This window comes from Metabacillus arenae (assembly GCF_014773385.1).
In the GTDB taxonomy this organism is placed as follows: Bacteria; Bacillota; Bacilli; order Bacillales; family Bacillaceae; genus Metabacillus_D; species Metabacillus_D arenae.
In genome coordinates this window covers 18,787-44,501 of record NZ_JACXAI010000006.1, presented here as the reverse complement: position 1 = coordinate 44,501, position 25,715 = coordinate 18,787, and the positions used below count along the sequence as shown (strand labels likewise).

Genomic DNA, 25,715 nt, shown 5'->3' with positions numbered 1-25,715 from the left:
CAACATTTATGTGAGGCTGCCTCTTTTTTGTACATACAAAAAAACCAGGACAGATAACAGTTTTAAGTTACCTGTCCTGGTCGGTTATTATCAGCTTTTCTTTTCTACTTTTTCAAGATAATCGACCGCATCTTCAAACGTATCTACAGGAACGATCTTCATATCTGTCTTGATATCCTCTGCAGTTTTCACTGCCATTTTATAGTTTGATTTGTCTCTTCCTTGCTCGTTTGGTGCAAAAAATATGTCTACCTCTGCACGATCTGCAGCGACAATTTTTTGTTCAATTCCGCCAATGGGACCGACTTTTCCATCAGGTGTAATTGTCCCCGTACCAGCTATTTTATAGCCTGAGGTTAAATCTTTTTCAATCAGCTGATTATATATTTCTAAAGACATCATTAATCCAGCTGATGGACCGCCAATATTATTTGTATCCAATTTAATATCTGGTTCAACCTTTACTTCTTTATCAGTTACAAGGGCAATCCCTATCCCAACTTTATCTGGATTGTCCGGAAAATCAGTAACAGGTAATGTTACTTCACTTCCTTCATTTTCTCTTTTAAACTTAATTGAGACACTGTCCCCTTCTTTTTTCTTACTAACTACGTCAATAAATTCTTCTGAAGTGGTAAAGGGTTTTCCGTCGACTTCGTAAATTCTGTCACCCACTTTTAATTGTTTTGATGCAGGCATTCCTTCAATAATACTTAGCACATAAACTCCGTTATAGGAAAGGTCCACTTGTTTATCTGCTTTTTTATAAGCTAGTGCAATAGCATCCTCCTGTGAAGCTTCCATCATGTGGAGCTGCCTCATCATATATTCATCATCACTCTCTTCAGCCTGCTTTATTTCGTTTTCAGGATGAATCGTATGATATTTATTAACATAAGCCCAAGCATATGAAAAAATATTTGCTCTGCCAAAGGAGACCGTCGTTAATGAGAAGCTTCCTTGTTCATTATAACCATCCTCCACCTCTACTATAGGACCTAGTTCAGTTGCAAGTCCTGGCTTTGTTACATAAAAAGGAAGTTTAATAAAACTTAATAAGATTGCAAGAACAACTGTTAAAAGGAGACCTTTCAGCAGTTTATTCGTTTGGCCCTTCTTTCTTGTCATTATGGTTCTCCTTCCAATTACTAATCAATTGTTTAATTTTATCTATGTGCAATTTTGCTTCTTTTTCACCAAGTTCAATGATTTCCTCTATATTTGTAAAAGCTCTGGAGCTGTACTTTTCTAAATAAGGCCTGATCATCACATCAGATGCAATCTCACGATGATGAACCAGTTCATCTTGCATAATATCAATGCTTTGCATGATAACATCAAAGATAGAGGTGATTTCCTCCATTTGCTTAACCCTAGATACATCTACGGCTATGACAATGTCTGCACCCATTTCTTTTACTACTGAAACAGGGACACGATCTACTACACCCCCATCCACCAAAAGGCGCCCATTAATCTTTTCCGGCACAAAAATACCAGGAATAGAAATACTGGCACGCACAGCTTCTGCAAGAGGACCTTTTTGAAAGACAACTTTTTTTCCGTCATACAGGTCTGTTGCAATAACAGCTAATGGAAGTTCAAGCTGTTCTATTGTTTTCCCATGAGTAAATAACCGAATAACCTCCTTGGCCCGGTTACCTGAAATAAAACCCATTTTCGGGACAGTAAAATCCAAATAAAATTTTCTTTTAAACGCTTTCGCTATTTGATAAAGGCTTTCTACACTTTGACCAGATGCATAAAAGGAACCTACAAGTGCTCCCATGCTGCTGCCGGCAATCATATGAACAGGTATATTTTCGTCCTCTAGAACTTTTAATACACCTAAGTGAGCAAACCCTCTTGCTCCACCTGATCCTAGCGCAAGTCCAACTTTCGGTTCAGTCAAAGCTGCTACCACCCTTTTCCCTTTGTTATATTTCAATCTTATGGTCTAAATTGACACCCTATTCTCGTATATTGAATAAAGGGTTGTACATATAAAGTGAAACACACATCTGCAGAAATTATTAAGGGCAGGCAGTAAGTTCACTAGAAGATATGGGATTAATGGTGATGGTATGCAGGGTGAAATGATAGCTTCTATTTTATCATTTTTACTGAGTGCCTGTACAGAAACGGAACCTAGGAGGCATCGAGTTGGATTTATCAAAAGCTAAAACTCTGTTTATTGCTGCTTTTATTATGATGTTAACATTCGCAATCATTACACATACAGAAGAATCTCTTGAAGCTTCTATAAGAGGGCTTGAGATGTGGTGGGAGGTCGTCTTTCCTTCATTGCTCCCTTTCTTTATCATATCAGAGTTATTAATCGGTTTTGGAGTTGTTACATTTATCGGAGTTTTATTAGAACCCCTTATGAGACCTTTATTTAGAGTTCCTGGTGTCGGAGGTTTTGCATGGGCGATGGGTATGGCTTCCGGTTTTCCTGCTGGAGCAAAATTAACAGCCAGATTAAGACAGGAAAAACAATTAACTGCCATTGAAGCCGAGAGATTGGCCTCCTTTACTAACTCTTCCAATCCGCTCTTTATCTTTGGTGCAGTTGCCGTAGGTTTTTTTCATAATCAAGCTTTAGGGCTTCTTCTTGCGGCAGCCCATTACTTAGGAAATGTATGTGTTGGATTAACTATGAGGTTTCACGGCCGGAAGCAAGAAATCAAGGAAGATCGTCACACTTCTTCCTATCAAATTCCTTCAATTATGAAAGCTATTCGGGAAATGCATCGGACACGCCTAAAAGAAAAACGCCCTCTTGGAAAAATACTCGGTGATGCTGTACTTTCCTCTATTCAAACATTGTTAATGGTTGGCGGTTTTATTATTCTTTTCTCTGTATTTAATAAACTGCTGGCAATCCTGAAGGTTACGGATGCTTTGTCCTATTTTTTGTCATTCTTATTCACTTTCTTTCATTTACATGAAGGGTTAACCATTCCGTTGCTTTCAGGAATATTTGAAATTACTCAAGGGAGTAAATTAACAAGTGCTACTGAAGCTTCCTTAATGCAGCAAGCAATCATAACGAGCTTTATCTTAGGATTCAGCGGTTTATCGGTTAATGCCCAGGTTGCAAGCATCCTTGCTGAAACCGATATTCGTTTTAAACCTTTTTTCTTTGCCCGTATTCTCCAAGGGATTTACTCTGCCATAATCGCCTTCCTTTTATGGCAGCCCCTTTATGATTCTTTGCAAGCAGAAAATCCGCAAGCTATTCCAGTTTTTTTCATAGCGGAAACACAACATTGGGTAATTGCATATTTCGGAAAAATGGTACAATACGGACCAATGATTACCTTGTCAGCTCTGATGCTCTATATCATTCTTTATGTTAAAAGAATGAAACAAGGGTTTCATTTATAAGAATAGCCTGGGTGATAACGGTGATTTTGCGGGACAACAGGAGCCTCTTTATTCTCAAGGGAAAACACTTAACACTTAAATTGTCTAACGGCCGCGTTTTGGGTAAAGCTGTTCTCTTTTGTTCGGTGCTTTTATGGATAATTGCAAGGTGAGCTGATTTTTTGCACCGAATCATAAATTTCATTTCAGACTATTTCATAAATCAAAGAAAACATTCCAATAAGAACAAATACACCATGACTCCTGCGATGTACAGACTGGTATAAGACATGTTCCATTGTGATACCTTGAAAGAACTTTCCTTAACGATATTCGACATTAGACCAATTGTGGCATTATATGGCCCAACCAAAAACGCTGATACTGCCCCTCCCAGCATCGCAACTGTTAGGATAAAAGGTGATATGCCTAACATAGTTGGATTTAAAGATTCTGCCATAAGGGCAACTGTGACTGCCGGGTGAAGTCCTATAAAAGCAAAAACAAGAGGGATTAGAGGCAAGAAAAGCAAAAAAGGCTCCACCCCGATTATCTCTTTAAGCTGACTAATCATCCCATTCAGCCAATCATTTGTTTGAGAAATTTTAATAGTCGATATAAAAAAACCAGCCGATAAATAAATAAAAAATTGATCTTTCATCTTTACAGAAAAAGAAGAGAAATGAGCAAGTAAACTCTTATTGAACTCATTTCGTTTCTTTAATAATAAGCACCAGGTAAAAGCAAAAGGAATGACTAATAATGATACTATAGTAAGAAAAGAATATGGCAGTTGAATTTCTGCTATAGTGATGACTAAATTAAAAATGAGAATGGCAAAGCCGATATGAAATATTCTTCTGAGGCGAGTGTTTCCGTATCTTTCCATAGTAGCAGCTGTTTCATTTTTGGTCTCACCATTTGGCAAATCAGCAATATTTTTATTTTTGTCTCTCTGTTTCCCCATATACCAGTCCAGTAATATTCCAAAGAAACTTAATGGTAAAATGTATGGAAGAATCGATATCCAATTGACTCCTGTAACACTAATGACAATTCCAACAATTGGAGTCACAGGAGCCCACATTAAAGGCATCGCGTAGCCATGAGTAATCGCTGAACTCATAAATCGTTTTGCATACTGAACTGGAAACCCTCCGAGTGCAGGTCTGATTGAATGATACACCATAGGTAATGTGGCAAGATTCATAAAGATACTGAAAAAATAGGAAATTCCAGATGTCATCATATAAAGATGCCCAAATGTTTTTACTTTTTTTTGAATGAGTGTTTGAATTTCATTCCTATAGTCCCCCAACATGATTGGTATGCCTAGTATCGGTAACAATGTAAACATGGTAACTAGATCGAGCATTGGACCAAAAGAAGTTATGTAATCATTCCAGGGCGCGTTGCTTTTCCATAAAAGGGATATCCCAATAATCAAAAAGATACTTCCCAATGCCTGCACGAATCCCTTAACCGAAAACATTGTTATTAACACGGAGACAAGACATAAAAATGATAACAAATTATCTATGTTTAGCTCAGAAAAAAGGATAGAGACTACATATAAAACAATCAATAATGGGTACAAAAACTTTAACATACCAACACCACACAATCTGTTTCCTCTAAACATATTGTTCAGATGGAAAGAGGATAACATAAAACTCCAATAACATGTTTTGAGGTTCTAGAGGGTTAAAAAATGATAGTCCATTATGATTAAATGAGGCCACTAGTTAAACCAACTAAGAGGCTAACCTCAGAAAATGACAATTCACAAATGTTCTTACAAAATACTAAGAATTAATTTCTTCTTAAATAATTAAGTTCTTTAAAGTTAATAAACTGATATAGGATGGAAAGCAACCTACAATTAATCATAGGTTGCTTTTCACTACAAACGCCTCATGTTGGCATAAAGAGTACCCGTTAAGTAGTTGTACTCTTCAAATAAAATTTTTTGTTTTTTTCTAAATGAAATAGGACCCACGTTTATCGAACACTTGCAAAATATAACTCTCCTAAACTTGGTAATAAGTTATTAGCTTATTGATCTTTCACCCAATCTTCAGAAATGGATACATATTTAATAGCCTGTCTGAAATAAGTGAAAGCAATATGGATTTTTCTATCTGGAGTTTGTTTTATAGTTGGATAAGAATATTCTCTATTTAGCTTATCCTTAGAGTTATTGGTCATAGCATATCCATCACCAACCTCAAGGTTTTTAATGAATGGCCATGTTCTTCCATTATCTTCAGAAACAGCAATTGTCATAGGTGCTCTTGGCGCCCCCCAGAAAGCCGTTCTAGCTTGAAGTTTCCTCTCCTCACCTCTATCAATCTCAATATTAGGAGAAGGAATCTCAATATCTCCTTCATCTTCAATCTCATCGTATAAAGAAGTTCTGCGTTCTGTGCAATTGTCAGCATTCATATTGTTGAATACTAAAGCTAAGTGACCATTATTTAATTTCGTAAATTGAATGGAAGAATTATTATTAGGTAATTCAGTTGGAGCAGGAGTACTCCATGTTCTTCCATTGTCAGTTGAAAAACTCTTGTAAATGTTATCAGCCCAACGACTGCGGAACAATGCTAGAAGTGTCCCATTGTCTAATTTTTCAATATTCATATGAACACAACCCAGGCTATGAGGAACTTCATATTCTTCCCATGTTTTCCCTTGGTCTTTTGAAACCTTCACAGCACTGACATCTTTATCTCCTGTCCATTTTTGCCCCGGTGATGTGAAGCAATACCAAATAGGTAAAAGCCATTCTCCGTTTTCTAAAACGATGATGGGCTGCCTAATAAAAGTTCCTGGTGTGTCAAACAAGGTTTGAATAGGACCCCATGTGTATCCATTGTCTTCTGAAATACGATATCTAACGATTGCTGTATCTTGATTGCCCGATTTTTGAGCTGTATATAACAGCCAAAGCCTGCCATCTGGTGCATGAAATAAAATGGGATTTTGCTCTGAGCGAGCTGGATCATCTGAAACTTTTACAGCCTTACTCCATTCCTTTTCCCCTTTATTCAATCTTGAAAGATAAATGTGTATATCAGACATACCTTCTTGAGTACCAGCAAACCAAACACATAATAAGTCACCGTTTTCTAATGGCAATAGATTAGCTGCATGATTTTGTACGAAATTAGAAGAAATATATGCCTCTACACGATAGTCAGCATTTTTGGTTAACTTTAATTTTCCATCATATTTAATAGTAGATTCTGATACATGATCCATCAAACATTTCCCCCTTTTAACCACCAATTAGAGATTGAACCAGCGGTTTTGCAATATTATAAACACTCCATAGTGCAAAGATTGACAGAATGCCTACAACGACAGTATCAAATAAATTGTGTGCTCGATCTCCATATATACTCTTTTTATTAATGATTAGCAACAAACCTATAGATATAACGGGCAAGAAAAAGATTAAACCTGCATTCGCCACCACCGTCAATTCTACAAATCCTGGCATCCCAGGGAATACCCAAATAATTGGCATAATTAACATGATAAAATAAATCACTTTAAAAGCAGGATCTTTTCGATAACTCCCGTCATACTTCTCTTTTCTTTTTGGTGAAGATGAATAGAAGCCATCAAAGGCTAGACGTATATATCCATCTGTTCCTCCAATAAATGTACTAAAAGTAGCAGCCCATATAGCCAAATAAAGAACGATCTCACCAGGCCGTCCTAAGACTTGACCCAGAATATTCCCAAGATCATCCACGCTGCTTACAGTCAATCCACGCGGATTCAGAATCTCAGCCCCAATCACCCATACTGCCAAATTAAGAATAATCATCATAATAGTAGCAAAGAGAAGATCATATTTTTGTACTTTTCTATGTTCAGGATTGATATATCCTTTTTGTTTCATCCATTCCGGATAAAGCAGGTTAGCAATTGATCCTCCAACAGCCCCTATTAATGAAATAACGACAATCATAGAATCAAAAGCGCCTTGTTTCTCTGGTATTTGGAACAAGAAAACGCCTTTTAAAGCTTCTGCAGGCTGAAAACCTGTGACAATCGCTATCCCTACTAAACATACTGTCATAATCGCCAAAATAACCTTTTGAACTAACTCTACTTGTTTGTAAATAGAACGTCCAGTAATTAACAAGGCAAGAAGGATATTGAGCACTGCCCATATAATTGGGTTACCAATACCAGTCAGGTGATATAGTGCATAAGAAGCACCTGACAAACAATAGGCAGCGCTTACATATCCATATAAAATAGATCCGCTTCCTAAAACACCGGGGTACATTGGATGAAGCTTTCCATAAGCTTGAATGATACTATATCTGTTTGGATTAAATAACTGGAACTTGGCTAACGTATTAACCAATGCAAAACGGACAAGTAATGCTGCCGCCAGGGCCCACATCAACGTATATCCATAATTTGCCCCCGCCACTGAAGCATCTACAAGATCACCGGCACCAAGCCAAGTCAACACGACAACAACTCCTGGACCGAATCCTTTCACATATCCCCAAAAATTAGTAGGAATAGGTGCACCTTCTTGTTTTGTGACAGATGGGGTTTCTTGCTTTACTACAGGTTCATCTTGCTTTAATACTTGTGATTCTTTCATCTCCTTCTCTCTCCCTTCATTTCAACATTTTTCTTGACTGCAGCAATTTAACTTCACACCTGAACACTCAAATCGGCATTTTACCTTTTTCTAGGGAGACATACTTAAAGTATACTCACGGTAAATATGCCCCCTTTTTAAGTAAAGTTTCTTTTTTCAAGGGAGCAGCAGAAACAGCCTGAATACTCCTTTGTTTCTGATTCCTTGTTTCAATTTCTATTAAAATATCAATTGTCTTACCATTATTTGGCCTTCATTATATTCTTTCCCTTGAAGTTTAAAGACAGCTTTCACCATGGCTTCCTTTGAACCGAAGCTTCCTGCTTTGGTTACAACTAGGATATTCCTATCTTTATTTAACCATCCAATCGGAATACCAGACTCAACTTCTCCAATCAATTGAAACTCATCCACATGTAACTGATGAAACACTTGTTGGGCTGTGTCTCCGCCTGTAAGAAAAAGCCCGCGTATATCAAATTGATGAATCAATTGGTTAGCAATCTCTCCTAAAACCTTTGAAATACGATTACTGATTTGAATTGCGTTTAATCCTTGCTTTTTTCCTAACTTTTGTGTTTGTTTCACTGTTTTTGAAGAATATAATGCAACATTCTTCCCTTTTTGAAAGGCAATTCTTGCCTCCTGAAGTAATCTCTTTAACTCACTTTCTTTTGAGACATTATCCAACATAACTTTTGTTGATGGCATCTCTATGCCAACGACATTAGAGGTTAACAATAGTTGATCTAATTGTTCCCTTCCGGTTTCACTAACACTCCCTATAACCAGCAACACTGGGTTTTCATTATTAGGGATGATGATCTCTGATTTCATTTGCTTTAATCCATAGGCCTTTGGTAAATGTTGAATTAACCCAGCTGACCCGACCCAAACGACCGAAAATTCAGTCTTTTTTACCAATTGAATCAGACATTCCAAATCTGATTCATTCGTTGAATCTACTGTGACATATGAAATGTTATGTTTCTTGAAGGTTTTTAGTCGTTCAACAACCCATGCATACCCTTGCTTGAGATCTTTATACGTAAGGTGCTCAACTTTTCTTTTTGCCTGATTTTGTATTAATCGAGTGACACAAGAATCACTAACAGGAGTTTTAGGGTCATTTCCCACTTCCGTTTCATGTAATTGTTTCTGATTCAAAAAATGTACCCCATTCACGATCTTACGGCCATTTTTTGGATAAGCTGGAGCAATAAATACGAAGTCAGGTTGAAACACATCATACATGGCGTTAATTTCCTGTCCAATGTTCCCTCTCATTGTTGAATCAATTTTCTTGTAAACCTCATCAAAGGATTCCTTTTTTATCTGCTCGCTGATGCCCTTTACTCGTAGATAGGCTTCTTCTTCCGAAACGGACCGACTATCGGTATTGAAAATAATAGCGTCTTTTTCTATTAATCCATTTCCATTAGGCTGCATCATGACGGATACGTCTAAACCATATGAAACTAACTGCGCTCCACAATCACTGGCACCTGTTAAATCATCTGATACAATTGCTATTTTCATAAAACTCCAACACCTTTATACTAGATAAGTATTTAACGATAAATGGCTTCCATGTCTACCAAACTCTACTCTTTAGGGTAATAATTCAACAGTCTTATGAAGCAGATACAGCCAAATCCTAAATGTCTTCTTCATTGACTCCATAGTCTTTTGGTTTAACGATATTTCCAAAGTATTTCGTCTATTCGGCAAGGGCGCTCTGCGACTTTTTCACTGCATGTTCTTTAGAATTGCTTTCACCAACCATAATCCCCCTTTGTTCGGCAACCTGGAATATTCGGCAATAATAGCATCCATATTAAACTCCATTAATACGCAATATTACCCTAACAATTTTATATTTTCCTCTTTTTCATCTACTGTTTGTTCTTTTGTAAAAGTGGACAACATCTCGGGAAAAATACCTTTTAAATCCATCCTATATTTCCTCCTCAGAGCAAATGTGATTAATTTTGAAACAATATTCAAATTTTAGTAGCGCTTACATTTTGAATTATAGAGGAGTGTGTTAATTTTAGCAACATATAATGATTAATAAAATTAAAAAAATACAGATAAAGTTTTATTGTTTGAAAATTAAACAATAAAACTTTATCTGTTTTGTGTAGTTTATAATCATTTTTTCAGTCCAATTTAGAACTGTTGCAATTATAAACAATAAAGTAAAATCTAGTTTCTTCCGACTTAGGATCTTATACACGATATGTTCAGTGCTAAGGCAACAAAAGAGCAAAACGATATCAATATAATAGCAATAAATATTATCAAGCTAATTTTCCCTTTAAGAATCCTTCAAATAGGATACACTGAGCTTTGGCGGTAGGCTCACTAACAAATGGACATGATCTTTACATGCAGGTGCTTCAATAATGCCCCCACCTTTTCTTACCCTACATCTTTTTTATTTTCCCATCCTATAAGAAAAACTAGCCCGAGAACATCTAATAACTCCCATTTAGAAATTTGAAAATATATAATTGACAGACTATGCTGACGGAGTGTGTTCTGTGGGTACTTCCATTTCCACATGGGATCTTGTTCTCCACAAGATAAAGAACGAGAAAATCACAAGTGCCAGACACACCCAATAAACATGCCGAAACCCTACAAACTGAGCAATGAAACCGCCTCCCATACTTCCCACTAACCTTCCAATAATGGACCCGTTGGTATAGATGGTTGTGGCCAGCCCCAGTGAATCAGGCAGCAGATCCGTAAAATAGCTTAGTCCATTGCCCATGACAATAGCGACAAACGTTGCCTGCAGAAGCTGCGCTGCGATCAGCTGCCAGGAATCAGTCGATACACTTAAAATGGTGTAATAGATAATAGCGATAAAGCAGCCGATAATCATCAGGGAATGGTTCGAAATCTTTCTGCCCAGGGCACCGAGCACAAGCATAATGGGAATTTCCAACCCAGCACAAATACTAACCACCAATCCGACATCCGTATGCGTGCCCTGAAGCTCATTCACAATAAACAACGGCGTGTTGATCATGTTAATGGCATTAACCGCAAACAAAAAGATAAAGGCGATAAACGGCTGCCTGATTTTCTTGCTTTTGAGCGAAGGAGAACCTATGCTTTTTCTCTTCATGGTATTGCTTTGAACCGCTTTTTGTTTTTGCAGAAACAGGAATACAAGAGATGCAATTATTAGATAAATAGCGGATGTCCCCAGAAAGAGTCCCTCATATCCAAAAGCTCCTAAAATGAATGTCCCGCCTAATGGTCCTACTAGGAATCCGAGAGATAAAAGAGAACGTAATGTAGACATTGCAAAAGTCTTGTCATTGGATTTGCTTGCATTTGCCGATTCCTGTGCGTAGGCGTAGATTTGCGGCATGGCAGCAGCCCCTATTCCATTAAAAAGACTGACCGCAATCAGCAGAATAAAGAAGTTATGAAACACCAAATACGAAACATAACCTAAAGCAGATGAAAGCATAGCTGTAATAATAAGCCATTTTCGGTTCATCCCGCTATCCGAACGTTTAGCAATAAGCGAGTTCACTACCACGCCGCTTAACAAAGTCAACGCCATGAAAATGCCAAAAGCTCCCTCGCTCATTCCAACATCTTCAGTTAAATACAGGGGTAAATACGGCAATGTAATAGAAATACCGGTACCGACCATCAGCAAACAAATGACGAATAAACTATATCCTTTGATTGCAAATAGTTTTTTTAACCGTGTATACAATTTTTTGTCCTCCTTAGAACTCATAAATATGGTTGCTGAACAACAGAAAAACACTATAAACCTTGAAGTAACTGGGGATTTTTACACGAAACAAAAGAAAAACACCCTTTCCTTTGGTAAAACCATTACACCAAGGAAGGAGCAATACTACATCGCATCCGGTATCTCTGCATCGTCTTTGCTTTTAAATTTCTTCGATTGAATCTCTTACTTTCATACAACATAGCAATCTTTTAAAATGTATTTGTTCTAACATATCTTCTATAAGTCCGTATAACTCATTTTTTTGATTCAATGAATAGTAAATCCATTGTCCTCTTCTATCTTCCTTAACAATACCTGCATCTTTTAATTTGCGAAGATGCTGGCTAATGGATGGCTGACTCATTTCAAACACTTGAAGAAATTCACATACACAACATTCTCGTTGTTTTAAAATGGCGACGATGGTTAAACGGGTTTTATCCCCTAATAATTTTAAAACGTTGGAAACTCGCTCCAATTCAACAGTTGAGTTTATCAATAAAAATACCTCCTCTATTAGTTATATAATTAAATAACAATTTACTTATATAAAACGTGGAATAACTTCTTTAAAATTCTGTTGAATTAAAGAAATTTAATTATTTCCTTATAGATAAAATAACCCTCAATTAATTTCAAGCCCTTTCATATTTAGATACCGTTCTTGATGTGTAGGATGAATAATCATCTCATTAATAGCTGCATCAGATGATTGTTATAATACAAAAGCAATGGCACGAGCAATGCTATTGCTTCAATCGCATCTCTGCCACTGCAGGAGGTCAGGAATACATCATTAAATGTTCTTCCTGTTTTCCTATCATTTTTTCTCTGTTATTTATTAATTATTATCTAATTTTTTGAGTTGCATGTGGGGTTCCGATTAGGGGATTTTATGAGCTGCTCTCTATAAGTCTCTAGCATTTTCCTGCTTCTGAACAAATTTCAGAGCATAATGAGTCCCACAGATATAAATTCCCATGATCGATAGGTAATCAATTAAAAATCCCATGGTGGATTCATCAGTGAGAAAAGAACCAAATGGATCATATATGAATAGCTTGGAACCCAAATTTCTCTCGAAGGAAGTCTGCACACCATAGACAACAATCAACACCGCAATGACACGCAATGCGATTGTGCGGATACGACTCGTACTGGTAATCCCTGTCATCTTTCTCATTGCATTGATAATCATTCCCCAAGACAGTCCTATATGAACAGCCATGAAGATAAATCCCCAATATGCAGTTAGAACATGTATCTGCCGTACAAACATGTCATTGTCTATAGAAAAAAAGGGAAGGATGTCACGGGAAATCGGCAAGGAACTTATTATCACCACAACCATAGATACAAGAAAAAGCAGATTGACCGCTATTTTCAGAATACGTGGTCCATTGTACTTTCCTTTAATAACCGTCTTATACCACCGTCGATTTAAAATATTGTGGACAATAAACAATCCAAACAAGCAAACTCCAATCAGTTCATGGATTGTATTTCCGGTAATATGGTAAGCCATTGCAACTAACATGAGAACAGTCATGACAAGGTCATTGACAAGCCTGATTAGCATATTTCGATTCAGTCTCCTCTTTTTATTTTAATTACTCACTTTCCAATGCAGCTATCGGGTAGGCAGCTATGCCATCCCGCAAAGATTCAGGAAACACCCTCTGCTAATAAATTGGAGGGTAGTCTCAGGCAAATAGCTACTGTTTCTGGGTGGTGTTTCCCTAAGGGACGTATTGTTGGTGATAACATACAAATCATCTTTAAATGGAACACATCCTTTAGTTCTTCTCCTGATGAAAATAAAACGACAACAGAACATTCTGGATCATCCCCTCTTTTTCCCCATCATCGATTATTTCATGATTATCGCCTATCGGTTTTACCTCCCAGTCCTCCGCATAAATACCTGCGAAGCGAGATTCTGTACTGCTGTCCTTCGAAACTGTAAGATCCTCATTCTTCATCTCATCAAACGTGTTTACGAAGTCATCCCGTTCCTGATTCGCGTGGCAGGAAAAGCAGCGACCGATGTCTTCCTCGTAATCCAACGACCTGTCGCCATTGAATTCCTGGTATAGCCAATCTCCGTTACGCGGGGTATCCGGGGGGTTCTGGTCCCCCCAGCCAGTGCGCTTTTCCATCACGAAGATTTCAGAAAGCTCTTCATCCCTATAGATCTCGAGAGTAACTACGGTGCCGCTCGGGATCGGCTGGCCGTTCTGCACCGCTTCGATCGCTTCCCGGCTCGTGTAAGCCTCCTCTCTGACATTTCCTCGATTCACAGTCGCGTAGTTCACGCCCTTATCATAGTTCTCTGGGAATTTGACAAGTTCACGGTCATACCCTGATGACTCCTTTTCGGCCGTGTCACCAGATGGCTCTTGTTGGGAAGTGTCATTGTTGCTGTTGCAAGCGGTAAGAGTAAGGACCATCATCAGTGCAAGACCTGGAAATAATAGTTTTATCATTAATGTTTTCCTCCTTCGAGTTTCGTACATGTATAGCCTCCAGCAAAGACAAAAGCCTTTTCTGCCTAATTCATATTCATGGCGGGAACTCGGAACATATTTTAGCCGCTCAGCTAAACCAAATCCAAAAAAATGTGATGCCATTCAGGCTACGAAAAAATCTCGTATTTCACAATAAGTAATGTCCCTAGCTTTTTAGACACTATTCCTTAAAGCTCCTTAGGTTAAAATTAGAAAATATACCTTTAACAACAAGGCATACATCTAAGCGAGAATTCCTTGATCTCATTGAAGGCCAAACCAAGCAGCCAAACCTTTGTTCGGTGCATTTTTTAATTGTGGCAAATTACTATTGGCAGTAAATCAGTACATGCCGCAATGGTAACTATTTTTTCTTGTTTAGCCCTAAAGGCTTGGTTTTAATTCCATATAAAAGTACGATAAAGCATCGGCATCCTTATTATGCAACAAATGAAAGAACGACCGTTATCCTATTCGTCCCAAATGTTTGCCTAATACTCTCACATTCACTTTCTCAGGAAGACAAATATGAATTATAATGGAACAAACATGAAACAAGAAGGAACTTATTGTCAGAACAATTCATGCAACAGCAGGATGAGCTCACCAAACTCATTGAGTGTTACTCGACTACTATTCCGTCTTTATTTTTCAGTCGTCACTCTAATGGGACCGGACCAAATTATGGAGTTCATAATCCTTCCATGTGCATTCCGGGTAGGCTACGACAGTCCATCGCAATTCAGCCCTAATATTCCCGAATGTTTGGTCTCCCACCAAGAGAAGATATAAAATGCCTGAGGGAGAAATATGACCAAAGGATAAACGCGTGAACCCCTGCTTAAAATAAAAATATAAAGGTTTTTGAGAGTGAGCCAACCAACTCAGGTCTAATAAAAAAGGGCTCCAAAGAGTCAAGTTCAACTAACTTTTTAGAGCCCTTATTAAAAATTATTCAGTTCTTATTAAATTACATATTCTTAGTTAGATTACTTTTACTTCCTTTGGTGTTGTGTTGTATAAAAGCATTAAATATCAAGTTTACGGTTACCGAGCCATTTTACAATTTCAGGATCGTTATGTGAAAAAAACAAGCTTTTTTTCGTATCTAACGTTGCTATCGCCTCCATATCCTCTTGGCTTAAATCAAAGTCAAAGATATTGAAGTTTTCGATGATTCTTTCCTTATGAACAGACTTTGGAATTACAACGACTCCTCTTTGTGTCAACCAACGTAAAATCACTTGAGCAACGGATTTATTATACCTTTCAGCAATTGATACTAAAACTTCATTTTGGAAGATATTATTTTTCCCTTCAGCAAAAGGCGCCCAGGACTCTATCTGAACATTGTTCTCATTCATAAGCTTCGCACTTTCTATTTGCTGGCAGAAAGGATGTGTTTCAACCTGGTTTACGGCAGGAATTACTTCATTATGAGCCATCAAATCTACCAAACGATCCATCTGGAAGTTACTAACTCCGATTGCCTTGATCTTTCCTTCACGATACAATTCTTCCATCGCACGCCAAGAACCATATACGTCGCCAAATGGCTGATGAATTAAATACAAATCCAAATAATCTAATTGCAATCTTTCCAAAGATTTTGCGAAAGCTTTCTTTGTATTCTCATAACCAGCATCCTGAACCCAGAGTTTTGTGGTAATAAACAATTCCTCCCTTGGCACACCACTCCCCTTGATTGCTCTGCCGACTGCTTCTTCATTTAGATAAGAGGCAGCCGTATCGATCAGACGATAGCCTGCCATAATAGCCTCATAAACGGCTTGTGCACATTCATTTTCATCTTGAATCTGAAAAACACCAAAGCCTAGTACAGGCATCTCAACACCATTGTTCAAAATTACTTTTTGCATATAAAGTCCTCCTGTTTTTTAAATAATCGGAACAAACTACTTACAATAAACAAAATTTATTGGTATTAAATTATCTCTCTTGATGGGTAGGACGAATAAGCATTTCATTAATTGCTACATCTGATGGTTGTTCATGGCAAAAGCAATCGCACCAGCAATACTCTCAGCATCTATCGCACCTTCATAAGCTTTATCGATTCCTGGTTTAAGATCCATATCTGTAATGGAATTCTCTTCTTTGCGAAGACCTTCTGTAATCGCACGTACAGCAAACTTTGTTCCAGCATAGACCGTACTTCCAGCTCCAACAACATGTCCAGCTACTGAAGACAAATTAATGACATGCCCTGATTTTTGTTCTCTCATGGATGGAAGCACAGCCGCAATCCCATAAAGTACGCCTTTAATTTGACGTCAATCATCTTATTCCAGTCTTCGATTCTTTTCTTATAAAGAAATGAATGTGGCATGACGCCAGCATTATTCACTAATACATCAATTTTTCCAAACTCTTGAAGCGCGTACTCAGCAAGCTCTTCCATTTGTTCATGTGACGTTACATCGGTTACTTTATAAATAGCTTTTCCACCATTTTTTTCGATTTCATTCTGTAACTGTTGTAAACGATCTTCACGACGAGCTGCCAAGACCAACTTCGCACCTTTAAAAGCAAGTACTTTAGCTGTCGCCTGTCCAATTCCACTAGAAGCACCTGTAATAATCACAGCTTTATCTTTTGTATTAGACATCATTTATATCTATCCTTTCTCTTAATAAATAGTAGATTATTAGTCCAGATGATTTGCCATCTAAAAGCAAATCATCTGCTTAATCTATTTTTTAAAACTTCACTGCTGTGCACTTGAGAGCTCACGGCTGTGTCTAAATGAAAACACTCCAATTAGTAGAGCAATCACGACTGATGTAGCTCCAACCCAACTGATCTCTAGTGTTGATGACCTTCCCGCAACAATACCTCCAATTCCAGCACCCGCGGCAAATCCAAGTTGTACAAAGGAACTGTTCAGACTAAGCATGATACCAGAGGCTTCTGGAGTCAGCGAGACTAGGTTAAAGTTTTGGGTAGGCCCGAACGTCCAAGCAGCGATTTCCCAAATCATGAGCAACGGGAGGGTAACCATTACCCATCCAAATCCAGAGACAGTGGACAGCAACACTAGCGAGATAATGTGGACAGCCATGGATCCCACTAGAGTGCGGACGATGCCGATCCGGTCTGCCAATAAGCCACCAACCTTAGAGCCAATCAAGCTCGCGACACCCATAGCTAAGAGAATCATACTCAATTTTTCTTTCATAGTCGGCATAACGGTGGTCAGAAAGGGTGTTATATACGTATTGAGCATTGAATAACTAATAAATACAAAGAAGGTTACACCAAGGGTGAGTGCGACTCTCGGATTCTTCAAGAGGGCAAGACGCTTGCCTAGAGAAACAGCCGCCTCGCTTTAAATAATAAGTGCAAGCTTTTTCACGATTTTCGTGATTTCCCTTGCACTTTTCATCATTTATACTCTTGTTTTAGACTGATAGCCTAAGCTTTTTCTTGTATTCAGTAGACATTCATTCTATGACTGTCTATTAACTAAAACGCTCGCTTTAGAGGCCGGTCCTTTTTTCAAGCTCCTCCGGATATCGGGCGCCCATCAAATCAATCTTCGAGGTTGCTGAATTTATATTACGTAAATCTTCAGACGTCAGTTCAATACTAGCCGCCCCCAAGTTCTCTTCAAGTCGATTCAATTTCCGTGTACCTGGGATCGGAACAATCCATGTTTTTTGAGCAAGCAGCCAAGCAAGTGCAATTTGAGCAAGAGTTGCATTTTTCTGTTCAGCTACCTCTTTAAGTACATCAACCAACACCTGATTTGCATCAAGAGCCTCTGAGGTAAAACGAGGAAGAATACTACGTAAATCGCTATTAGTAAAGGTTGTATTTGCGTTAAAACTTCCCGTTAAATATCCCTTGCCCAAAGGACTAAACGGAACAAAGCCTATGCCGAGCTCCTCCAGAGCAGGTAACAACTCCTCTTCGGGACGGCGCCACCACAGGGAGTATTCGCTCTGAACTGCGGTAAGTGGGTGAACCCCATGTGCACGACGGATCGTCTTTATTCCTGCCTCAGAAAGCCCCCAATACTTAACCTTACCCTCCTGGATCAGATCTTTTACTGTTCCGGCTACCTCCTCGATTGGCACTTCCGGATCAACCCGATGCTGATAGTATAGGTCAATGGCTTCAACTTTAAGGCGTTTGAGCGAGCCTTCGACTGATTGCCTAATGTGCTCCGGCTTACTGTCAACCACCTGCTTCCTATTCACCTCTTTAATACCAAATTTGGTAGCTAAAACCACCTCTCCCTTGAAAGGGGCAAGTGCTTCACCTACCAACTCCTCATTCACATATGGACCATAAATTTCGGCGGTGTCGAAGAAAGTAGTACCGCGGTCGATCGCCGCGTGAATCAGTGAAATCATCTCTTTCTTGTCGGATGCCGGACCATAACCATAACTCATTCCCATGCAACCGAGCCCGATAGAAGAAACTTCTAAGCCACTTTTTCCTAATTTACGCTTTTGCATGAATTATCTTCCTTCCTTTTGTATTATTTTCACTTGAAATTGTTATATTATTTATGCACATCCTTATTATGCAACAAATGAAGAAGTGACCGTTATCTCATTCGTCCCAAATGATTGCCTAATCCTCTCACAATCACTTACTCAAGTAGTCAAATATGCATTATAATGGAATAATCAAGGAACAAGGAGGAACTTATGTCTGAACAAATCTTTCAACAGCAGAAGGAGCTCGCCAAACTCATTGAGCATTATTCAGGCCAGAACGGTGTCCACACGACTGCTGTTCCATCTTTATTTTTCATGCGTCAATCTAATGTTAACAGACCAAAATACGGAGTTTACAAGCCTTCCTTATGCATTGTCGTTCAGGGTGAGAAGGAGATATTGCTGGCACAGGAGGGCTTTAGGTACGGTCCGGCCGATTACCTTGTTGCCTCCGTTGACTTGCCGGTTACCGGCCAAGTCATAAAAGCCTCCTCCGACGTACCGTATTTGGCTCTCAAACTTGAATTTACGCCGAGTCAAATCTTAGAGGTTTTAAGGGATTCTGATATACGAGTTGGTCCGAAAGAAAATACTAAGCGAGCTATGTATGTCAGCCGGATCGAGTTATCTCTGTTGGATGCGGTAATCAGGTTAGCTCGGTTGCTAGAAAATCCTAAGGATATCCAGGTACTTGCTCCTCTATTCACGAAGGAAATTCTCTATAGGGTTCTGCAAGGACAGCATGGGGGTACGCTGGAACAAATTGCAATAGAAGGAAGTTCTACCTATCGTATCAGGGACGTTATCGAACATATCATAAATAACTATGATAAGTCTTTTCGGATTGAGGAGCTTGCGGAAATAGCCAATATGAGTGTCTCTTCACTTCATCGATACTTTAAAGAAGTAACCGCTATGAGCCCTATTCAGTTCCAAAAACAACTGAGACTGCAGGAAGCCCGGCGCTTGTTATTATCCGAGTCAACAGATGCCACTGATGTCGCATTCCAGGTAGGCTACGAAAGTCCATCGCAATTTAGCCGTGAATATTCCCGAATGTTTGGTCTCCCACCAAGAGAAGATATAAAGCGTCTGAGGGCGAAAAATGACCAAAAGATAAATGCATGAATCCCTGCTCTAAAGAAAAATATAAAGGTTTTGAAGGTGAGCCAACCAACTGAATCTAATATAAAAAGGGCTCAAAACTTTTTAGAGCCCTTTTTATATTAGATTCAGTTCTTATCCAATTACATATTATTAGTTAGAGTATCTTCCAAAGGAATGATCTTTCTCTGCACCTGTTTCCATTTATATCATAAAAGCATTATCGTTTGATATTCCAGCTATCTCTTTGCTTATTTCAATTTCCACGAATAATTTCTCTTATATAGCGCCCTGAGAAAGGTACTGTCTCATCCTATTAATGAGCCTTTACTATCCCCATTAAATTTAACGTTAAAAAAGAGACGCCTCAACTGATTTGTTGAAACACCTCTCACATAGATTTTGACCATGGAGTGTCGGCAGGCAGAGATGCGGTAGCGTAACCACTAGCTTATCCGACTTGCATTGGTCATATGAACTCCGTTAACTGGCCTTCTTAAATTGATTTTGATTATCTTTCATTCTCTTCATAAGAAACAGTAAGGCAGAAAGACATAACCCTGCGCCAATTCCCATTGTTAAATTAGTAAAGACAGTCAACATAAAGGTCATCATTAAAACCAATGAATGTCCCGATCTTTCCTTTAGGATACTAGCAAATTGTTCCTTTTTGCTTATATGCCATGACACTACCATCAAAACCGGAGCTAGACTGGCAAGCGCAACATGTGAAGCATAGGGTGCAAGGAATAATAATACCAATAAAACGAATAAAGCATGCGTTATTCCTGCAATAGGCGACGAGGCACCATTTTTGATATTTGTTACAGTTCTTGCTATTTCCCCTGCTGCAGGCATTCCATAAAATAAAGGTGAAACTATGTTCACAATACCTTGACCAATTAGCTCTTTTTTACTGTTATGCTTTGAAGAAGTCATTTCATCAGCAACCCGAGCCGTTAACAAAGATTGCAAGCCTACAAGAATGGCAATAACAAAGGAAGATGGCAAGAGTACTAGAATTTTTTCAATGGTTACCTCGGGAAAATGAGGGATTGGAAATTGATTTGGGATTTGCCCATAAATCGAACCGATCGTTTCAATTTGATCCGGAAAGAAAAATGACGAAACTAGACTTGAGGCTATAATGCCAAGAAAATAGGAAATCCCTCCAATTTTAGGAAAAAAACGCGATAAAGTCAGAATAATCAGCAAACAAAGAAGGGCAGTGATGATACTATAGATGCCGACAAGGTGGATTTTTTCAAAGATCTCCTTTATATTCAAATGAAAATATTCAAATTTCTCTATTTTATGCAGCCCTAAAAAGTTTGGGATTTGACTACTGAAAATAATGACCGCAATACCAGACTGAAAACCTATAATGATTGACTTAGGAAAAAATTTGATTAAACTTCCCACCTTGCATATCGCAAAGATGATAAGTAAAATACCAGCCATAAACCCGGCAATTAATAGGTTTTCATATCCGAATTGCAAAACAATCCCTAGTAAAACCGGAACAAAAGCACCGGTAGGCCCTCCGATTTGAAATCTAGATCCCCCTAAAATGGCAATCAACAAACCGGCGACAATCGTTGTATAAAGTCCCGTGACAGGAGTTGATCCGGAAGCAATAGCAAACCCAAGTCCCAAAGGAATCGCGATGATACCGACAACGATTCCTGAAAGCACATCTTTTTTTAGATTATTTAAAGAATAATCTCTGAACGCTTCTAAATTCATAAATGTACTTACCCTCCCATTTGTAATATTTAAAAGTTATTATTCTAAATAAAACTGACTTGAGTTGAGATTCCAACAATTTAGTAAGGTCGGTAAAACGGTCAGAAGAGAAGTAACAATTAGCACCTGAGAATCGGCTGTTTTGGTTTTTAGCACATATGCCATTTTTTTCGTTAGCTCATATTCCATGCTGGCAGTAAACCCAATTGTAATAGGCGGGGGATGAATTTGATAAACTCCCAAGTTTGAAAACCCCCAGCAGAATAAAGATAATTCCTGCCATAAACCCGGCAATAAACAGGTTTTCATATCCAAATTGAATGACACCCCCAAAGAAGATAGGAACAAACTCTCCAGTCGGACCCGCAATTTGATATTTGGAACCGCCTAAGAGAAACAAGGATTCCGGCAATAATTTTCGTGTAGATTTCTTACTCCGGTTTAAATCCCAGAAGCAACAGCAATAGCCACCGCTAAAGGAATCACCCCAATCCCAACTACCAATCAGGCAACGAGGTCTTTCTGAAAATGGCCAAAATTGTTCCATAACACCTGCTAGAGGTAATCATTTATCACATCCTCCCTTTACACAGTGAGTTTTTCATTGTTTTCAAGATTAATTTCGCTATATCCATCTACAACGAGATCTAATTTACCCGTTTCAGGATGGATGACCAGACCATGAATGGCAATATTATCTGGTATTAAAGGGTGATTTTTGATCAAATGGACACTATTTGTGACACTCTCCTCTACACAATGAAAGCCTGACAGCCATGTTGATAAATCAATTCCGGCGTTCGAAAGGGCACCGATTTGACCTTCGCTAATTCCATTTTTCTTCGCAGCTTCAAGAATAGAAGAAGATTGAAGGCCAACCATTCCGCATCCGTGGTGTCCAATCACACACACTTCTTCAGCTTTCAATTCATAAATGGCTACAAGAATACTTCGCATAATGCTGCCAAAAGGGTGGAAGACAACAGCTCCAGCGTTTTTTATCATTTTTGCATCCCCATTCCTCAGGCCCATTGCTTTTGGAAGCAATTCCAATAAGCGAGTATCCATGCAAGTCAGGATGACTAGTTTTTTGTCTGGATATTTCGTGGTATGGAATTCTTGATATACTTTTTGATCTACAAAAGTATTGTTGTAATCTATGATTCTAGAAATAATAGACATTTATTTTTCCCCTTTCTATCCTTAGGCTTTTCTCACAATTTTTAAAATTTAATGTAAGCATCCTACAAAAAGCTATATGAAATGTAGATTCCCGAGCATCCTCCTTTTATTTAAGCTTTAATTCATCTTAAGACTCCTAAATTAGGGGAAAATAATAGGAAGATTAAAAAATGATAAGAATTTCGTTAGAAAATTAAAGAAAAAGGGAGAGCCCTATGACATCTTGGGCCTCTCCCTCTACTGTTTAGATTCAGTTCGTTTACTCAGGTTCTTCTTTTCTTTCACTTCACTTCTACTGGAAAGATCAATCATCCCACGATATGGAAAGACTTCTCCTGTATAGGCATTGATATTTATGCCTATCTCTTCTTTTTTGGAAAGTTTTACTTTTGACCAATTTTTCATCTTCTTTTCTCAAGAAGAAAAAGAGGCAATCTCTTCATTTTCAATATTTGCTGAATTTTCAGATACAATTTCTTTCAATTGTGTTAAATGCAAAATCTCTCCCGAATAAGCATCAACTTTTAACGTATATACCTTATTTTGACCTTCCAAATCTACTACGTACATTTTATTCTCCGCTATTTTACTAAACTTGATATCCTCGATCTTTCCTGGGTATTTTGTTTGAATGCTTCTTTTTATTTCTGCAGCAGTCAACATCCTTTGGTCTCTATCTGCAACGATTTGTTGAACTTCGGCAATAATGAACACTACGATTAGAAAGCTGAAAAGAAAAACAATTTTCTTTGGGTTCATACGGTTTCACCTATTCCCTTAAAAACATAAAATTTAATGAGAAACCATTAGTTATTCGGTAAAGTTACAGTAAAACTTGTACCTTCTCCCTCTTTGCTAACGACATTTATGTTTCCACCATGAGAATCCACAATCTGTTTTGCAATGGATAAACCCAGCCCAATTCCCCCAGTTTCCCGGTTTCTCGCTTTATCGACCCGATAGAAGCGATCAAAAATATGTGCGATATCTTCTTTTGGTATGCCAATTCCATGATCCTTCACAGTGAAAAAAACGTGATCTTTTTCATATCCAACATAAAGCTCAATTGGTGACATGCTGTATTTTAACGCATTATCTAGCAAGATAAACAATAGTTGCTTCATTTTTTGCTTATCTGCATTTGCTATAACTCTATCATATAGAGTGTGTACAGAAATGTGTTGGCCATAAGCATTTTTCATCAGTTTACTTGTCTCTTTACTAAGCGAAACAAAGTCCACTTTTTTTATATCTAAATTCCATTCTGCATCATGATTTGCAAGCATGAGCATTTGCTTTGTCATTTCATGCATCCTGACGGCTTCTGAATAGATGGCTTCCACAGATTCTTCTAATAGAGCTTGATCTTTCATCCCCCATCTTTTCAGCATACTTGCGTTGCTTTCAATAACAGTTAGCGGTGTTTTTAATTCATGGGAAGCATCAGATACGAACTGCTGTTGTTTTTCAAAGTTTTTTGCTAAGATATCCATCATTTTATTAAACGTACTTCCTAATTTGTATAATTCATCTTTTGATTGTGTTTTTAACTCAAGCTTTTTAAATATGCTCTTTCGTTGAATTTCCTCCATCGTTTCAATCATTGAATTGATTGGTTTTAAAATAATGTTGCCCAGCATTCTGCCAGCTAAAAATGAAGGAATCAGAACAATAAGTGAAGCGAAAGTTAACACAAGCTTCAAGATTTTTAAACTTTCATATGCAGATGCCATACTTGCCGTAACTTCTAACATCATAATATTTCCGTCGTGCCATATAATTGGAAAACTTGAAACAGCATACTGAATGCCATTGACTGATTTCAATTCAGCTGTTTGTGAGTTTTTAAATGTGGGTTTAAATTCTGTAAATTCCGATTCCTTTGTAATGGTCATAATGGAATGTGAATCTTCATTTACAACACGAATCATTCCATTCAATGGTAATCGCGAATTCAAAATTTCAGTTATATTCATGTCATTAGTAACAGGTTTCAATGCTCCAGCAATATGTTCAGCTTGTAAACGAACGTGATTTAATTTATCGTTCGTTGTAAGTGTGTAAAATAAAAAATAAATAGATGTATTAATCGCAAGGCTGATCAATAGCACTGAAACAGTTAAAAACAAATGGATTTTATTTCGGATATTCATAAAACATTACTCCTTTATGACATATCCAACTCTACGGACTGTATGGATAAGCGGAGAATGAAAGGAATCATCAATTTTCTTGCGCAAGTACATAATATATACATCTACGACGTTTGTACCTCCATAGTAATCAAAGCCCCAAACATGCGTTAATATCTGCTCTCGGTTTAGTACTTGGTTTTGATTCTGTATCAGAAAAATGAGCAAATCGAATTCTCGAGGAGTCAATTCAATATTTGTGGAATCACGTGTTACGATTCGTGTTTTTTTATCAACTTTTAAATCTGCAATCGTTAATATTTGTTCGTCTGCTTTTTTCTCCATCATTTGATTGATTCGTAAACACGCACGAATTCTTGCCAACAACTCTTCAATTTGAAACGGCTTTGTAATGTAATCGTTAGCACCATGATCAAGCCCACTCACTTTATCAGGAATAGAATCCCTTGCTGTCAATAAAATAATGGGTGTCATATCCCCTGACGCTCGAATTCTTCGAAGGACTTCCATCCCGTTTAACTTTGGTATCATAATATCCAGTAAAACAAGGTCCCATTGTTCGTTACTAAATTTTTCAAGCCCTGTTATGCCGGTTTCGGCTGTTTCAACCTTGTACCCTTCATGTTCAAGCTCTAATTTGATGATTCTCGCAATTTTTGTTTCATCTTCAATGATTAAAACTTTGTTAGGTACGGGTTCAAAATCTCCTATCATTTTCTGTGCGGCACTGAGTCCTTTTGGATTTGACATTTTATATCCCTCCTTTCATTTTGCGTTACT

Annotated in this window: 22 protein-coding genes and 3 pseudogenes; 3 read left to right on the top strand and 22 right to left on the bottom strand. The window is 38.0% G+C overall.

Features of this window, described 5'->3' with window-relative positions; translation table 11 throughout:
- Positions 1–90 precede the first annotated feature (90 nt).
- Positions 91–1,128: a SepM family pheromone-processing serine protease gene (locus tag IC621_RS06705; protein WP_191156980.1), complete on the bottom strand. Its 1,038-nt coding sequence runs from the start codon at positions 1,126–1,128 to the stop codon at positions 91–93.
- Positions 1,100–1,912 (bottom strand): patatin-like phospholipase family protein, encoded by an 813-nt coding sequence (locus IC621_RS06700; protein ID WP_191156979.1) that lies wholly within the window; start codon positions 1,910–1,912, stop codon positions 1,100–1,102. The genes IC621_RS06705 and IC621_RS06700 overlap by 29 nt, the downstream gene beginning before the upstream one ends.
- A gap of 251 nt (positions 1,913–2,163) precedes the next feature.
- Here IC621_RS06700 and ylbJ point away from each other — a divergent pair, with 251 nt between their 5' ends.
- A complete protein-coding gene (ylbJ, locus tag IC621_RS06695; RefSeq protein WP_191156977.1) occupies positions 2,164–3,390 on the top strand; it encodes a sporulation integral membrane protein YlbJ in 1,227 nt (408 codons plus the stop codon).
- A gap of 202 nt (positions 3,391–3,592) precedes the next feature.
- Here the strand turns inward: ylbJ and IC621_RS06690 are convergent, their stop codons facing one another.
- The 9 genes and pseudogenes from IC621_RS06690 to IC621_RS06650 form a co-directional block, all read right to left on the bottom strand.
- Complete coding sequence (locus IC621_RS06690) at positions 3,593–4,816, bottom strand: hypothetical protein (protein WP_224752364.1); 1,224 nt, start codon at positions 4,814–4,816, stop codon at positions 3,593–3,595.
- Between the two features lie 608 nt (positions 4,817–5,424).
- Entirely contained in the window at positions 5,425–6,633 is a 1,209-nt protein-coding gene (locus IC621_RS06685; RefSeq protein WP_191156973.1) for a sialidase family protein, read from the bottom strand.
- Between the two features lie 16 nt (positions 6,634–6,649).
- Positions 6,650–8,005, bottom strand: a complete 1,356-nt coding sequence (locus tag IC621_RS06680; protein WP_191156971.1) for an Nramp family divalent metal transporter — start codon at positions 8,003–8,005, stop codon at positions 6,650–6,652.
- A 219-nt stretch (positions 8,006–8,224) separates the two neighbouring features.
- A complete protein-coding gene (locus IC621_RS06675) occupies positions 8,225–9,544 on the bottom strand; it encodes a four-carbon acid sugar kinase family protein (protein ID WP_191156969.1) in 1,320 nt (439 codons plus the stop codon).
- Positions 9,545–10,317: 773 nt separating this feature from the next.
- Positions 10,318–10,430: pseudogene (locus tag IC621_RS06670) on the bottom strand (transposase); the annotation flags it as partial.
- A 99-nt stretch (positions 10,431–10,529) separates the two neighbouring features.
- On the bottom strand, positions 10,530–11,750 hold the full coding sequence (locus tag IC621_RS06665; RefSeq protein WP_191156967.1) for a sugar efflux transporter: 1,221 nt from the start codon (positions 11,748–11,750) through the stop codon (positions 10,530–10,532).
- 184 nt (positions 11,751–11,934) lie between these two features.
- Positions 11,935–12,273 (bottom strand): ArsR/SmtB family transcription factor, encoded by a 339-nt coding sequence (locus IC621_RS06660; protein WP_191156965.1) that lies wholly within the window; start codon positions 12,271–12,273, stop codon positions 11,935–11,937.
- Between the two features lie 408 nt (positions 12,274–12,681).
- Positions 12,682–13,353: a DUF4405 domain-containing protein gene (locus tag IC621_RS06655; protein ID WP_224752363.1), complete on the bottom strand. Its 672-nt coding sequence runs from the start codon at positions 13,351–13,353 to the stop codon at positions 12,682–12,684.
- 217 nt (positions 13,354–13,570) lie between these two features.
- Positions 13,571–14,260 (bottom strand): cytochrome P460 family protein, encoded by a 690-nt coding sequence (locus tag IC621_RS06650; protein WP_191156963.1) that lies wholly within the window; start codon positions 14,258–14,260, stop codon positions 13,571–13,573.
- Between the two features lie 726 nt (positions 14,261–14,986).
- On the opposite strand from IC621_RS06650, the pseudogene IC621_RS26980 reads away from it, so the two are divergent.
- Positions 14,987–15,114: pseudogene (locus tag IC621_RS26980) on the top strand (AraC family transcriptional regulator); the annotation flags it as partial.
- Positions 15,115–15,309: 195 nt separating this feature from the next.
- Here the strand turns inward: IC621_RS26980 and IC621_RS06645 are convergent.
- From IC621_RS06645 to IC621_RS06630, 4 genes and pseudogenes are all read right to left on the bottom strand, one after another.
- A complete protein-coding gene (locus tag IC621_RS06645) occupies positions 15,310–16,161 on the bottom strand; it encodes an aldo/keto reductase (protein ID WP_191156961.1) in 852 nt (283 codons plus the stop codon).
- A gap of 70 nt (positions 16,162–16,231) precedes the next feature.
- Positions 16,232–16,910: pseudogene (locus tag IC621_RS06640) on the bottom strand (SDR family oxidoreductase).
- A 99-nt stretch (positions 16,911–17,009) separates the two neighbouring features.
- Entirely contained in the window at positions 17,010–17,591 is a 582-nt protein-coding gene (locus IC621_RS06635; protein ID WP_318153014.1) for an MFS transporter, read from the bottom strand.
- 190 nt (positions 17,592–17,781) lie between these two features.
- A complete protein-coding gene (locus IC621_RS06630; protein ID WP_191156957.1) occupies positions 17,782–18,765 on the bottom strand; it encodes an aldo/keto reductase in 984 nt (327 codons plus the stop codon).
- A 195-nt stretch (positions 18,766–18,960) separates the two neighbouring features.
- Between IC621_RS06630 and IC621_RS06625 the strand changes: the two genes are divergently transcribed.
- Positions 18,961–19,878 carry an AraC family transcriptional regulator gene (locus IC621_RS06625; protein ID WP_191156955.1) on the top strand — a complete coding sequence of 306 codons (918 nt, stop codon included), beginning with the start codon at positions 18,961–18,963 and terminating at the stop codon, positions 19,876–19,878.
- A gap of 459 nt (positions 19,879–20,337) precedes the next feature.
- On the opposite strand, the gene IC621_RS06620 is transcribed toward IC621_RS06625, so the two are convergent.
- The 7 genes from IC621_RS06620 to IC621_RS06590 form a co-directional block, all read right to left on the bottom strand.
- A complete protein-coding gene (locus IC621_RS06620; RefSeq protein ID WP_191156953.1) occupies positions 20,338–21,600 on the bottom strand; it encodes a SulP family inorganic anion transporter in 1,263 nt (420 codons plus the stop codon).
- A gap of 178 nt (positions 21,601–21,778) precedes the next feature.
- The gene (locus IC621_RS06615; RefSeq protein WP_224752362.1) at positions 21,779–22,147 is read right to left on the bottom strand and encodes a SulP family inorganic anion transporter; all 369 of its coding nucleotides are present in this window, start codon (positions 22,145–22,147) and stop codon (positions 21,779–21,781) included.
- Positions 22,148–22,185: 38 nt separating this feature from the next.
- Positions 22,186–22,782, bottom strand: coding sequence for a beta-class carbonic anhydrase (locus tag IC621_RS06610; protein ID WP_191156951.1), 597 nt, complete (start codon positions 22,780–22,782; stop codon positions 22,186–22,188).
- A gap of 237 nt (positions 22,783–23,019) precedes the next feature.
- Entirely contained in the window at positions 23,020–23,187 is a 168-nt protein-coding gene (locus IC621_RS06605) for a hypothetical protein (RefSeq protein WP_191156949.1), read from the bottom strand.
- A 9-nt stretch (positions 23,188–23,196) separates the two neighbouring features.
- Positions 23,197–23,541 carry a PepSY domain-containing protein gene (locus tag IC621_RS06600; protein WP_191156947.1) on the bottom strand — a complete coding sequence of 115 codons (345 nt, stop codon included), beginning with the start codon at positions 23,539–23,541 and terminating at the stop codon, positions 23,197–23,199.
- A 47-nt stretch (positions 23,542–23,588) separates the two neighbouring features.
- Positions 23,589–24,935, bottom strand: a complete 1,347-nt coding sequence (locus IC621_RS06595; protein WP_191156945.1) for a sensor histidine kinase — start codon at positions 24,933–24,935, stop codon at positions 23,589–23,591.
- A 6-nt stretch (positions 24,936–24,941) separates the two neighbouring features.
- On the bottom strand, positions 24,942–25,649 hold the full coding sequence (locus IC621_RS06590; protein WP_191157277.1) for a response regulator transcription factor: 708 nt from the start codon (positions 25,647–25,649) through the stop codon (positions 24,942–24,944).
- Positions 25,650–25,715: the final 66 nt, after the last annotated feature.